At 72.4% G+C, this 12,746-nt stretch carries 14 protein-coding genes; 10 read left to right on the top strand and 4 right to left on the bottom strand.

All coding sequences use genetic code 11. The features are described from left to right. Positions 1–36 precede the first annotated feature (36 nt). The 3 genes from QMC84_RS01550 to QMC84_RS01540 are packed head-to-tail and all read left to right on the top strand — an operon-like array spanning position 37 to position 1,963. Positions 37–411: a Zn-ribbon domain-containing OB-fold protein gene (locus QMC84_RS01550; protein WP_300371067.1), complete on the top strand. Its 375-nt coding sequence runs from the start codon at positions 37–39 to the stop codon at positions 409–411. Next, positions 408–803: a MaoC family dehydratase gene (locus QMC84_RS01545; protein ID WP_300371065.1), complete on the top strand. Its 396-nt coding sequence runs from the start codon at positions 408–410 to the stop codon at positions 801–803. Before QMC84_RS01550 ends, QMC84_RS01545 begins: the two co-directional genes overlap by 4 nt. Continuing rightward, on the top strand, positions 800–1,963 hold the full coding sequence (locus tag QMC84_RS01540) for a lipid-transfer protein (RefSeq protein WP_300371063.1): 1,164 nt from the start codon (positions 800–802) through the stop codon (positions 1,961–1,963). Before QMC84_RS01545 ends, QMC84_RS01540 begins: the two co-directional genes overlap by 4 nt. Positions 1,964–2,101: 138 nt before the next feature. Here QMC84_RS01540 and QMC84_RS01535 read toward each other — a convergent pair whose 3' ends face one another. Together QMC84_RS01535 and QMC84_RS01530 are read right to left on the bottom strand one after the other, a co-directional pair. After that, positions 2,102–2,854, bottom strand: coding sequence for a dienelactone hydrolase family protein (locus QMC84_RS01535; RefSeq protein WP_300371061.1), 753 nt, complete (start codon positions 2,852–2,854; stop codon positions 2,102–2,104). 117 nt (positions 2,855–2,971) lie between these two features. Beyond that, positions 2,972–3,766, bottom strand: coding sequence for an LLM class flavin-dependent oxidoreductase (locus QMC84_RS01530; RefSeq protein WP_300371059.1), 795 nt, complete (start codon positions 3,764–3,766; stop codon positions 2,972–2,974). Positions 3,767–3,785: 19 nt separating this feature from the next. Between QMC84_RS01530 and QMC84_RS01525 the strand changes: the two genes are divergently transcribed. Together QMC84_RS01525 and QMC84_RS01520 are read left to right on the top strand one after the other, a co-directional pair. Next, complete coding sequence (locus QMC84_RS01525; protein WP_300371057.1) at positions 3,786–4,298, top strand: 2'-5' RNA ligase family protein; 513 nt, start codon at positions 3,786–3,788, stop codon at positions 4,296–4,298. 9 nt (positions 4,299–4,307) lie between these two features. Next, positions 4,308–5,531 (top strand): DUF480 domain-containing protein, encoded by a 1,224-nt coding sequence (locus QMC84_RS01520; RefSeq protein ID WP_300371055.1) that lies wholly within the window; start codon positions 4,308–4,310, stop codon positions 5,529–5,531. Between the two features lie 52 nt (positions 5,532–5,583). Here the strand turns inward: QMC84_RS01520 and QMC84_RS01515 are convergent, their stop codons facing one another. After that, positions 5,584–6,432, bottom strand: a complete 849-nt coding sequence (locus QMC84_RS01515; protein ID WP_300371053.1) for a MaoC family dehydratase — start codon at positions 6,430–6,432, stop codon at positions 5,584–5,586. Continuing rightward, positions 6,432–8,114, bottom strand: coding sequence for a 3-oxosteroid 1-dehydrogenase (gene kstD / locus QMC84_RS01510; protein ID WP_300371051.1), 1,683 nt, complete (start codon positions 8,112–8,114; stop codon positions 6,432–6,434). The genes QMC84_RS01515 and kstD overlap by 1 nt, the downstream gene beginning before the upstream one ends. A gap of 35 nt (positions 8,115–8,149) precedes the next feature. Here kstD and QMC84_RS01505 point away from each other — a divergent pair, with 35 nt between their 5' ends. The 5 genes from QMC84_RS01505 (at position 8,150) to hsaA (ending at position 12,741) form a co-directional block, all read left to right on the top strand. Further along, positions 8,150–8,968 carry a fumarylacetoacetate hydrolase family protein gene (locus tag QMC84_RS01505; protein WP_300371049.1) on the top strand — a complete coding sequence of 273 codons (819 nt, stop codon included), beginning with the start codon at positions 8,150–8,152 and terminating at the stop codon, positions 8,966–8,968. A gap of 2 nt (positions 8,969–8,970) precedes the next feature. Continuing rightward, positions 8,971–9,918, top strand: a complete 948-nt coding sequence (locus tag QMC84_RS01500) for an acetaldehyde dehydrogenase (acetylating) (RefSeq protein ID WP_300371046.1) — start codon at positions 8,971–8,973, stop codon at positions 9,916–9,918. 1 nt (position 9,919) lies between these two features. Beyond that, positions 9,920–11,011, top strand: a complete 1,092-nt coding sequence (gene dmpG, locus QMC84_RS01495; protein WP_300371044.1) for a 4-hydroxy-2-oxovalerate aldolase — start codon at positions 9,920–9,922, stop codon at positions 11,009–11,011. A 137-nt stretch (positions 11,012–11,148) separates the two neighbouring features. After that, the gene (locus tag QMC84_RS01490; protein ID WP_300371042.1) at positions 11,149–11,367 is read left to right on the top strand and encodes a hypothetical protein; all 219 of its coding nucleotides are present in this window, start codon (positions 11,149–11,151) and stop codon (positions 11,365–11,367) included. A gap of 207 nt (positions 11,368–11,574) precedes the next feature. Continuing rightward, complete coding sequence (hsaA, locus tag QMC84_RS01485; RefSeq protein WP_300371040.1) at positions 11,575–12,741, top strand: 3-hydroxy-9,10-secoandrosta-1,3,5(10)-triene-9,17-dione monooxygenase oxygenase subunit; 1,167 nt, start codon at positions 11,575–11,577, stop codon at positions 12,739–12,741. Positions 12,742–12,746: the final 5 nt, after the last annotated feature.

Below are 12,746 nucleotides of genomic sequence, written 5' to 3'. Positions count from 1 at the left end.
GCGGAGCCAGCCTCGGGACCATCGACCGTGCGCCCGATGATCGGGCGCGACTCGCGGTTCTTCTGGGAGGGCACCGCCCTGGGCGAGCTGCGCATCCAGCGGTGCAACGCGTGCGGTGACCTGCGGTTCCCGCCCGGCCCCGCCTGCCCGTCCTGCGGTGCCCTGGACCGCGGCCACGTCGTCGCGGCCGGCACCGGCACGGTGTTCTCGTACGTCGTGCACCGGCACCCCCCGGTGCCCGGCAAGGAGCTGCCGATCGTGATCGCGCTGGTCGACCTCGACGAGGGCGTGCGGATGGTCGGCGAGGTCGCCGACGTCGCCCCGGAGGAGATCCGGATCGGGATGCGGCTGCGCGCGGACTTCAACCGGGTCGACGAGGACCTGACCCTGCCGATCTGGAGGCGCGCGTGACCGCACCTGTCCTCAGGGCGGGAGACGCCCTGCCCGAGTGGTCGCTCCCGCTGACCCCGACCACGATCGTGAGCACCGCGATCGCGACCCGCGACTGGCAGGACGTCCACCACGACCGGGACGTCGCGCAGGCGGCGGGGTCGAAGGACATCTTCATGAACATCCTGACCAGCAACGGCCTGGTCGAGCGCTACGTCGTCGACTCCCTCGGCCCCGACACCGAGCTGAGGGGGATCGCGATCCGCCTCGGCGCCCCGGCGTACCCCTACGACACGCTCACGTTCCGCGGCGAGGTCACCGGCGTCGAGGACGGCGTCGCGACGATCGCGATCGTCGGCTCGGTCTCGCTGGGCGACCACGTGACCGGCACGGTGCGGGTGGTGGCGCCGTGACCCTCTCCGGGAAGGCCGCGATCGCGGGCATCGGCGCCACCGAGTTCTCCAAGGAGTCCGGCCGCTCAGAGCTCCAGCTCTCGGTGGAGGCCGTGCAGCACGCCCTCGCCGACTGCGGGCTCACCGCCGCGGACGTCGACGGGCTGACCACGTTCACCATGGACACCTCCTCGGAGATCGCCGTCGCACGCGAGCTGGGGATCCCCGAGCTGCGCTTCTTCAGCCGGATCAACTACGGCGGCGGCGCGGCGTGCGCGACGGTCCAGCAGGCCGCGATGGCGGTCGCGACCGGCGTCGCCGACGTCGTGGTCTGCTACCGCGGCTTCAACGAGCGCTCGGAGTCGCGCTTCGGCCAGTTCTCGGTCGCCGCCGCCACCCAGGTCAACACCAACGGACTCGACAACGCCTGGACCTACCCGATGGGCCTCGGCACCCCGGCCGCGACCGTCGCGATGCAGGCCCGCCGGTACATGCACGAGTACGGCGCGACCTCCGAGGACTTCGGCCGCGTCGCCGTCGCCGACCGGCGGCACGCGGCGACCAACCCTGCCGCGTTCTTCCACGGCCGGCCGATCACGCTCGAGGAGCACCAGGCATCGCGGATGATCGTCGACCCGCTGCACCTGCTGGACTGCTGCCAGGAGTCGGACGGCGCGGTCGCCCTGGTCGTGACCTCGGCCGAGCGGGCCCGCGACCTGGCGCAGCGACCGGCGTACATCTCGGCGGCGGCGCAGGGGAGCGGCGCCGACCAGTTCGTGATGACCTCGTACTACCGCGCCGACATCGGCATCCCCGAGATGGGCGTGGTCGGCCGCGAACTGTGGCGCCAGTCCGGCCTCGGCCCGGACGACATGCGGATGGGGATCCTCTACGACCACTTCACGCCGTACGTGCTGATGCAGCTCGAGGAGCTGGGGTTCTGCGGGCGCGGCGAGGCGCCGGGGTTCATCGCCGACGGCGCGATCGAGGTCGACGGGCGGTTCCCGCTCAACACCCACGGCGGCCAGCTGGGCGAGGCCTACATCCACGGCATGAACGGGATCGCCGAGGCGGTCCGCCAGGTCCGCGGCACGTCGGTGAACCCGGTCGAGGGCGTCGAGCACCTGGTCGTCACCGCCGGCACCGGAGTCCCGACCAGCGGCCTGATCCTCTCCGCCTGACCGCCCGATCCGCCCGACGGCCGGTGGGTCTGACCGCCTGCTGCCGCTCGAGGAGGTGCCGCGTGGTCCGACCAGGCGGACGGCCGCGCCGTACGCCGCCAGGTGCTGCGGGTCGGCTGACCCGCCCCGCGCGCACGCTCAGGCGGGAGGCGACAGCTTCTCGCGGAAGAACGCGATGACCCGGTCGACGGCCTCCTGCGAGCGCTGCTCGGTGAGCGTCGAGTGGCCCTTGCCGTCGAGGTCGACGTGCAGGAACGCGTCGCCCAGCTCGCGCGACAGGGTCTCGAAGCGGGTGCCGACGGCCCGGTCGCCGCGGTAGCGCAGCCCGAGCACCTCGCAGCCGCCCGCGGCCCGGTCCTTCACGGCCGCGAGGTCGGCGGGGGAGAGGTTGAGGTCGGCGGCCCGCGCCCGGCCGACCGGGAACGGGAGCGAGGGCTGGGCGAGGACGGGCGCGACCACGGAGGTGTCGACCATCATCGCCAGCGCGAACCCGCCGGTGAAGCACATGCCGAGGGCGCCGACGCCGGGCCCACCCGTGCCGGACCGGCTCAGCTCGTCGTGCAGGGTCCGGGCGAGGTCGCGCAGCCAGAGCGCGATCGGCGAGGTCCGCCCGGTCGCCATCGTGGTGAACTCCTTGCTGACGCACACCCGCGGCAGCACCTTCGCGACCGCCCCGACGCTCATCGGCGCCCCGGGCGTGCCGAACAGGTGCGGCAGCACGACGGTGAAGCCGGCGTCGACGACGTCCTCGCCGAACCCGACCACCTCCGGGGTCAGCCCCGGGATCTCGTGGATCACGATCACCCCGGGCCCGGTGCCCTTGCGGTACGTCGGGTGGGTGACCCCGCCCGCGGTGTGCTGTCCCGTGGTCCAGGAGTCGAGGAGCGCCATGGCGGCAGTATGCCCCGACCCTGCGTGGCTGAGCAGCCGAGCAGCGGTCGGTGCGCCGCCTCCGAGACCTCCCACGTCCCGACGCTGGTCACGCGCTCCCGCGGGAGGGGAGACTCGTCAGGGACCGGCCTCGACCAGCTCCCGCACCCGCGCCAGGTCGAGGTCGAAGGGGCCGACCCGGGTCAGCACCCAGGTCGCCCCCGAGTCCAGCCACGGTGCCGGGTCCTGGTCGGGCCGCAGGTCGACGACCACGTCGAAGCCGGGCCGCGGACCCTGCTCGCCGAGGCCGGTCCGGACCTTCGCGACGCCGGACGGGTCGTCCAGCCCGATCACGAAGTAGCCGTCGTGGCGCGCCGCGCGCCGCAGCGGTACGCCGTTGCCGAACCGTCCCCCCAGCCAGATCGGCACCCGGGGAGCGGGGAGGTGACGCGCGCCGCGCGCCACGTAGTGCTCGCCGTCGTGGTCGACCGGCCGGCCCGAGAGCAGAGCGGTGAGGACCTCGAGGCCCTCGTCGAGCATCCGGCCCCGCGTGCGAGGGTCGACCTCGTCGCCGTACTTGCTGAACTCTCCGACCCAGTCGTCGCCGAGGCCGAGGCCCAGCACGAACCGGCCCTGCGACATCACGGCGAGGCTGGCGGCCTGCCGGGCGAGCACCTGCGGCCGCCGGCGGGCCAGCGGCGTGACCATCGGTCCGAACAGCAGCCTCTCCGTGCGCAGGGCCACGGCGGCGCAGCAGGCCCAGACGTCGGCGATCTCCTGCACGCGATCGCCGTACTGCAGGTGGTCCCAGACGAAGAGCCCCTCCCACCCGGCAGCCTCGGCGCTCGCCGCGAGGTCGCCGACGACCCGAGGGTCGGCCAGCGCGTCGAACGGGGCGACGAAGAGGCCGCGCCGTGCTCCGGATCGGGTCATGCCAGGGAGTATGGACCGCATGCCGAAGCTGCACGCCCTCGAGCTGGTCCCCGACGACGACGGCGTCGAGGCCGTACGCCGGGACTGGCAGCGGCTGCGCGACGCCGGGCTGCCCAGCCAGCTCGACCACCCGGCCCGGACGAACTCGCCGCACCTCACCGTGGTCGCGGCGCCGCTGCTGCCGGACGCCGCCATCGACGTGGCCCAGGTCCGGCTGGGCTCGCTGCTGCCCGTGCGCGCGCGGACGGCGGGCCTGCTGCTCCTCGGCGGGGACCGCCTGACGATCGCCCGGGCCGTGGACATCGACGACGACGTCGTACGCCGGGTGCTGGCCGTGCGCGTGCAGGTCCCCGACCGGCAGCACGTGGGCTGGCTGCCGCACGTCACGCTGGCGCGCAGGGTGGATCGTGCCGACGCCCAGCGCGCGCTCGAGGTGCTCGGACACGAGGACGTCGTGCTGACGCTCACCGAGCTGCGGCGGTGGGACCCGGACGCCGGGAGGGTGACCACGATCGCCCAGGCGCGTCAGTAGGGTCGTCCCATGCCCGATCGTCCTGGCCTCCCCGAGCTCGACGCCGAGGAACAGCGCGTGCTGGGCAGCCTGCTGGAGAAGCAGCGCACCGTGCCCGACTCCTACCCGCTGACGCTGAACGCGCTGCGCACCGCCTGCAACCAGTCCAGCAGCCGCGACCCGGTCGCCGAGTACGACGAGCAGACCGTCGAGCACACCGCCAAGCGGCTCAAGGAGCGCGGCCTGGTGCGCATCGTGTGGTCCGACAAGGGCCGGCGGACGCTGAAGTACCACCAGGCGCTCGACGAGGCGCTCGGACTCGCCGAGGACGAGCGGGCGCTGCTCACCGTGCTGCTGCTGCGCGGGCCGCAGGCGCCCGGCGAGCTCAGGACGCGCACCGACCGGCTGCACGGGTTCGCCGACCGGGCCGCGGTCGAGGTGACGCTGTCCCGGATGGCCGAGCGCGGTCTGGTCCGCGAGCTGCCGCGCCAGCCGGGCCAGCACGACCCACGGTGGGTGCACCTGCTGGGCGAGCCGACAGTGGCAGCCGTGGTCGCCACCCCCGCGGTGGACCGCGACGCGGTGCTCGCGGACGGGGCCGAGGCGCGGGACGCCCGGGTGCGCTCGGCGTACGACGCCGTGGCGACGAGCTACTCCGAGCGGATGTTCAACGAGCTCGCCAGCCTGCCGTTCGAGCGTTGGCTGCTCGACCGGGTCGCTCGCCACGCCGACGGTGGGCCCGTGGTCGATGTCGGCTGCGGCCCGGGCCACGTGACGGCGTACCTCGCGGCCGCCGGCGCCGACGCGACCGGGATCGACCTCTCGCCCGGCATGATCGCGGCGGCCCGGCGTCGGTTCCCCGACGGGAGCTACGAGGTCGGCGACCTGCGGCGGCTGATCCGGCCGGCGACCGGCCCGAGCTGGCAGGCCGTGCTCGCGTGGTACTCCCTGATCCACCTGGGGTCGTCCGAGCTGCCCGCCGCGATCGCGGCCCTGGCCCGGCCGCTCGACGCGGGCGGCTGGCTGGTGCTCGCCCTCCACGCGGGTGCCGAGGTACGTCACGTCGACGAGTGGTTCGACGAGCCGGTCGACCTGGACTTCGTGCTGCAGGATCCCGCGTCGGTCGTCGGGCTGGTCGAGCAGGCCGGCCTGGTCGACGTCGAGTGGTACCACCGCGGCGCGCTGGCCGCCCGGGGCGAGACCACCGACCGGCTCTACGTGGTGGCCCGCAAGCCGAGCCGAGCACGCACCTGACCCCTGGGTCGTGCTTCCCGTCGATCCGCGACAGATGCGTCAGGTGCGACGGTCAGGCCAGGTCCAGCACCACGTCGCCGAGCACCGGGGCGCCGTCGCGCTGACCGCCGGCGACGGTGGCCGAGGCGACGATCCTGTCGTCCTCGCGCCAGCCCCGCACCCGGATCGTCTCGCCGGGGAACAGCACGCCGGCGAACCGCACCCCGAAGCCGCCGACCTGCGTGGCGTCGCCGCCGAGCAGCTCCTCGGTCAGGGTGCGCAGCACGATCCCGTAGGAGCACAGCCCGTGCAGGATCGGGGCGGGGAAGCCCGCGGCCTTCGCGAAATCCGGGTCGGCGTGCAGCGGGTTGCGGTCGCCGCACAGCCGGTAGAGCAGGGCCTGCTGCGGCAGCACGTCGTACGCCGCGTCCGCGTCCGGCGTCCGGTCGGGGAGCTCGACCGGCGTCGATGACCCGCGGTCGCCGCCCCAGCCGCCCTCGCCCCGGACGAAGATCGACGAGCGGGTGGTCCACAGCGGCTCGCCCTCGGGCGAGACCGCGACACCCTCCTGCCAGATCACGGCCGCCTTGCCCTTGTCCCAGACGTCGCTGATCCGGGTGGTGACCCTGGCCGAGCCGGCGGTCGGCACCGGCCCGGTCACGGCGATCGACTGCGACCCGTGCACGACCTGGGCGAGGTTGATGTCGCAGCCGGGCAGGTCCAGCGGCGGCGGGTCGGTCATGTGGAAGGTCGGCGCGACCACGCCGAAGGACGGCAGCACCTGGAGCGCCGGGCCCTCGAGCGTGTACGAGAGGTCGGTCGCACCGATCGCCAGCTGGTAGAGCAGCACGTCGCTCTCCGACCAGCTGAACTCGACCGAGCCGAGCTCGGCGCCGATCGCGACGGACGGGTCGATGGGCATCAGGGGTTCTCCTTCGCGATGTCCTCGGCGGCCAGGTAGCCGAAGGCCAGCGCGGGTCCGATCGTCGCGCCCGGCCCGGCGTAGGTGCGTCCCATCACCGCGGACGAGACGTTGCCGGCGGCGTACAGGCCGGGGATCGCCGAGCCGTCGGGGCGCAGCACCCGGGCGCGCTCGTCGGTGACCAGCCCGCCCTTGGTCCCGAGGTCGCCCGGGACGATCTTCACGGCGTAGAACGGCCCCTGGTCGATGACGTGCAGGGACGGGTTCGGCCTGACCCGCGGGTCGGAGTAGTACTTGTCGTAGGCACTCTCACCGCGGTGGAAGTCCTCGTCGACGCCGGCCGCGGCGAAGCCGTTGAAGCGGGTCACGGTCTCCACCAGCGCGTCGGCCGGTACGTCGATCTCCGCGGCGAGGGCCTCCAGGGTCGGGGCCTTCCGCACGGTGCCGTGTTTGTACCAGCGGCCCGGGAACGGCTGGCGCGGCGAGAGCCCGGCGAACAGGTACCGGTTGCGGTAGCGCTGGTCGACGACCATCCACGCCGGCACGTGCCCGACGCCCGTCGCCTCGCCGGCGTAGATCTCGTGCACGGCCTCGACGTACGGCAGCGCCTCGTTCATGAACCGCCGGCCGGCCTGGTTGACGATGATCGAGCCCGGCAGGTTGCGCTCGGCCAGGCAGAACCACGGCCCGGACGGCAGCGGGATCGTCGGGCCCCACCACGCGTCGTCCATCAGGTCGACCTGCGCGCCCGCCGCGATGCCGGCGAGCACGCCGCCGCCGGTGTTGAACTGCGAGCCGGTCGTCCAGTCCACCGAGGTGGGCTGCGGCTGGTACTTCTCGCGCAGCTCGAGGTTCTTCTCGAACCCGCCGCTGCCGAGGATCACCCCGCGCTCGGCGCGGATCACGGTCTCGACGCCGTCGCGGAGCACGCGTACGCCGACCACGCGACCCTCCTCGAGGACCAGGTCGCGCAGCTCGGTGTCGTAGTGGACGGGCACGCCCGCGTCCATCAGGCCCTTGCGCAGCCCGATGGCGATCGCGTTGCCCATCGCGTACATCCGCTGGCCGCGCACCAGGCTGACGACCCGGCGCAGCAGCACCTTGACCATCGTCAGCGGACCGCGGAGGGTGCGCAGGCCGAGGCTGATCTTCCGGAAGTCGGCCTGGGTCACGATCATGTTCGCCGGTGCCTTGGTGTACTGCGGGTGCAGCCGGCTCAGCTCCTCGCCGAGGAACCGGGCGTCCATCGGGATCGGCTCCGCCGAGCGCCCCGCGGCCCGGCCGCCAGGCGCCTCGGGGTGGTAGTCGGCGTACTGCGGCACCCAGGTGAACCGCAGCGGCGTCCGCTCCCTGATGAAGTCCATGACCTCGGGGCCGCGCTCGAGGTAGGTGTCGCGGCGCACCTTGGGCACCACGTCCCCGACGATCGAGTCGAGGTAGAGCTTGGCGCTCTCCAGCTGGTCGTCCTGCCCGGCCGCCTTCAGCGCGTAGTTGCCGGGGATCCAGACCCCGCCGCCGCTGCGCGCGGTCGACCCGCCGAAGTAGGAGCTCTTCTCGATCAGCACCGTGTCGAGGCCGTGCGCTGCGGCTGCGAGCGCAGCCGTCATGCCGGCACCGCCGGCGCCCACGACGACGACGTCGACACTCTCCTCCAGGTCCCGGGGAGGCAGGGGGGCCGTCATGGCGTGAAACTGTAACAGGTTCTACTATCGGTCACGTGACCTCCCAGGACTCGAGCGCGACCTCGATCGATGCCGCCGTCGAGCGACTCTCTCAGGCCCAGGCGACCCGTGTCCCGTGCGCGCCGGTCCGTGACCTGATCGGCACCGAGGACCTCGCCGCGGCGTACGCCGTGCAGCAGGGCCTGGTGCAGGGTCGGCTCGCCCACGGCGCCACCGTGGTCGGCCGGAAGATCGGCGCGACGTCGGAGGCGGTGCAGACCCAGCTCGGCGTCGACCAGCCGGACTTCGGCTACCTGCTCGACGACATGGACGTCTCGCCCCGCGAGGGGCGCCGGGGACCCATCTCGATGCGCACCCTGCTCCAGCCCCGGGTCGAGGCGGAGGTCGCGTTCGTGCTGGCTCGCGACCTGGACCTGCCCGAGGACGAGATCACGCTCGACGCGGTGCGTGCCGCCGTCGAGGTCGCGCTGCCCGCGCTCGAGATCGTCGACTCGCGGATCGCCGACTGGCGGATCGGCTTCACCGACACCGTCGCGGACAACGCCTCCAGCGGGCTGTTCGTCGTGGGCGCCGACGGCCGCTCCCTCGACGACATCGAGCCGCGCGACGTGGTCATGTCGCTGACCATCAACGGCGAGGAGCGCTCGGCCGGCAACGGCGCCGCCTGCCTCGGCGACCCGCTCGAGGCGCTGCGCTGGCTGGCCGTGCAGGCGGCGCGCTTCGGCGACCCGCTGCGCGCAGGCCACCTGATCCTGTCCGGGGCCCTGGGCCCGTTCGTGCCGTTCGTCCCGGGTGACCGGGTCGTCGCGACCATCAGCGGCTTCGAGCCGCTCAGCGTCACCTTCGAGGAGTGAGCATGCCAGAGACGAGCAGAGCCAAGCTGACGGCAGCGATCGTGGGACCGGGCAACATCGGCACCGACCTGATGTACAAGCTGCTCCGGTCCGCCGAGAACGGGGGGAGCATCGAGCCGAGATGGATGATCGGCGTCGATCCGACCAGCGAGGGCCTCAAGCTCGCCGCCGGCAAGGGCCTGGAGACGTCCCACGAGGGGGTCGACTGGCTGCTCAAGCAGGACGAGCTGCCCGACCTGATCTTCGAGGCGACCTCGGCCTACGTGCACCGCGAGTACGCGCCGCGCTACGAGGAGGCCGGCATCCGCGCGGTCGACCTCACGCCCGCCGCGGTCGGCCCCGCCGTGATCCCGCCGGTCAACGGCGAGGAGCACTGCGGTGTGGGCGGCGCGATGAACGTCAACATGATCACCTGCGGCGGCCAGGCCACGATCCCGATGGTGGCCGCGGTCTCGCGGGCGACCGCACCGTTCGGGGGAGTGTCGTACGCCGAGATCGTCGCGTCGGTCTCCTCGGTCTCCGCCGGGCCGGGCACCCGCGCCAACATCGACGAGTTCACCCGCACCACGGCCGCCGGCGTCGCCGCCATCGGAGGAGCCGCCGAGGGCAAGGCGATCATCATCCTCAACCCGGCCGAGCCGCCGATGATCATGCGCGACACGATCTTCTGCGCCGTGGACCCGGACGCCGACCGCGACGCGATCGTGCAGTCGATCGCCGCGATGGAGAAGGCCGTGCAGGAGTACGTGCCCGGCTACCGGCTGCTCCAGGAGCCGCAGATCGACGACCCGTCCCCGGCCACCCGCGGCCAGGCGAAGGTCTCGATCTTCGTGGAGGTGGAGGGCGCGGGCGACTTCCTGCCGCCGTACGCCGGCAACCTCGACATCATGACCGCCGCCGCGACGCAGGTCGGCGAGAACATCGCCCGTTCGATCCTCGCGGAGGTCTGAGATGAACGACGTCAACGCACTCGCCCGTACCTGGTCCGGCACCCACGGTGACGACCCGTGGGGCAAGCTCGACCTGCGCCTGACGGACACTTGTCTGCGCGACGGGTCGCACCACAAGCGCCACCTGTTCACAGCAACGGAGTGCCACGACATCGTCGAGGCCCTGGACGCCTCGGGGGTCCCGGTCATCGAGGTGACCCACGGCGACGGGCTCGGCGGCTCGTCGTTCAACTACGGGTTCTCCCGGACGTGGGAGCAGGAGCTGATCAAGATCGCGGCCGAGACCGCGAAGCGGGCCAAGATCGCGTTCCTCATGCTCCCGGGCGTCGGCACCAAGGACGACATCCGCGCCGCCCAGGACAACGGCGGCCAGATCTGCCGGATCGCCACGCACTGCACCGAGGCCGATGTCTCGATCCAGCACTTCGGGCTGGCGCGTGAGCTCGGGCTGGAGACGGTCGGCTTCCTGATGATGTCGCACACCCAGCCGCCCGAGGTGCTCGCGAAGCAGGCGCGGATCATGGTCGACGCGGGCTGCCAGTGCGTGTACGTCGTCGACTCCGCCGGCGCGCTGATCATGGAGCAGACCGCGGATCGGGTGTCGGCACTGGTCGCCGAGATCGGCGAGCAGGCCGACGTCGGCTTCCACGGCCACGAGAACCTCGGCCTGGGCGTCGCCAACACGATCATCGCGGCCCGCGCGGGCGCGACCCAGATCGACGGCTCGGTGCGCCGCTTCGGCGCCGGCGCCGGCAACACGCCGCTCGAGGCGTTCGTCGGGGTGTGCGACAAGCTCGGCTGGGAGACCGGCATCGACTTCCTGCAGCTCGTCGACGCCTCCGAGGACGTGATCCGGCCGACGATGCCCGAGGAGTGCCAGCTCGACCGGATGACGCTGATGATGGGGTACGCCGGGGTCTACTCCAGCTTCTTGAAGCATGCCGGCAACGCCGCGGAGCGGTATGGCGTCTCCGGCGCGCAGATCCTGCTCGAGGCCGGCCGCCGCAAGCTGATCGGCGGCCAGGAGGACCAGCTCGTCGACATCGCGCTGATCTTGAAGCGGGAGGCCGACAAGCAGGCCGCCAACTCCTGAGCGCTGGCCCGGCGACTTCGGCACATCAAGGACCGAAGACACCGGAGGTCGGGACCTTCCGCCGCTGCGCGCCGCGACGAGCGGGCCGATCCTGGAGATGTCAGAAAGACCGATCCCCTCGTCCACCAGGACTCGCCATGACGCTCAGCACGCTGGTCGCACCCGCCACCCTCACCGAGGCCGTGCTCGCCGCGGTCGGGACCGGCGCCTGGTCTCCCGCCGAGATCCTCGTCGCCGTCGCCGACCAGCACGCCGACCGCTGCGACGTCATCGCGACCCTGTGGGACCTCGTCGACGCGGGCCTGCTCGACTTCGTCGCGGACTTCAGCTACCCGGCGTTCCGGCTCGCTCGCTGAGCCACTGAGCCGCTGAGCTGCTGAGCCGCTGAGCGACTGAACGACTGAGCCGCCGGGCCCGCCGCGCCGGTCCGCGCGCGCAGGCGGGCTCCGGAGGCTCGCGGTCGACCCACCTGGTCGGGTCGGGCAGGATCCCGGGGGCGTCGTCTCGACCCAAACGAGAACGTGTTCTAGTATTGCTCCTGTCCGACCACGACAGGAGATGCGATGTCCCAGGCTGTTCTCGATGGCGTCCGTGACCTGCTGCCCGGGATCCGGGAGCGGGCCGACGAGGCCGAGCGTCTTCGCGTCGTCCCGGAGGCGTCGATCAAGGAGCTCGAGGAGGTCGGGTTCTTCCGGCTCCTCCAGCCCCGCAGGTTCGACGGCCACGAGGCCGACCCGGTCGACTTCTACACCGCTGTGCGCGACATCGCCGGCGCGTGCGGCTCCACCGGCTGGGTCTCCAGCGTGGTCGGGGTCCACCCCTGGCAGATCGCGCTGTTCCCCGACGCTGCCCAGCAGGCCGTCTGGGGCAGCGACACCGCGACCAGGGTGAGCTCGTCGTACGCCCCGACCGGCAAGGCGGTGGTGACCGACGGTGGCTACACGCTGTCGGGCAAGTGGAGCTTCTCCTCCGGCTGCGACCACTGCAGCTGGGTGCTGCTGGGCGGGCTGGTGTTCAACGACGAGGGCCAGGTCATCGACTTCAAGACGTTCCTGGTCCCGCGCGCGAACTACACGATCAACGACGTCTGGAACGTCGTCGGCCTCTCCGGCACCGGCTCGAACGACATCGTGGTCGAGGACGTGTTCGTGCCCGCGGACAACACGTTGTCGATGGGCGACACCGGCCGCTGCTTCGGCCCGGGCCAGGAGCAGAACCCCTCCGACCTCTACAAGCTGCCGTTCCACTCGATCTTCACCGGCACGATCACCACGCCGATCATCGGCATGGCGCTGGGGGCGTACGCCGAGCACGTGGACATGCAGCAGAAGCGGGTGCGTGCGGCGTACCTCGGTGAGAAGGCCTCGCTCGACCCGTTCGCCGCCGTACGCATCGCGAAGGCCTCCTCCGACATCGACGCCGCCTGGGCGCTGCTGGTCAACAACATCCGCGAGGAGCAGGCCTGCGTCGAACGCGGGGAGAAGATCCCGCTGGGCCTGCGTCTGAAGGTCCGCCGCGACCAGGTGCTCGGCACCCAGCGCGCGATCGACGCGATCGACTCGCTCTTCGAGGCCTCCGGCGGCCGGGCGCTCGCGACCGGCACCTACCTGCAGCGCGCCTGGCGCGACGCGCACGCCGGCCGGGTGCACGCCGCCAACGACCCCGAGCGGGCGCTCCAGATGTACGGCGCGCACGAGTTCGGCCACAAGATCGACCCGGGGATGTACTGAGTTGT

Origin of the sequence: Nocardioides sp., from assembly GCF_030019515.1 — a bacterium.
Lineage (GTDB): Bacteria > Actinomycetota > Actinomycetes > Propionibacteriales > Nocardioidaceae > Nocardioides.
Note: the sequence above shows the minus strand (reverse complement) of the source record. Positions and strands in the feature narration are given on the sequence as shown.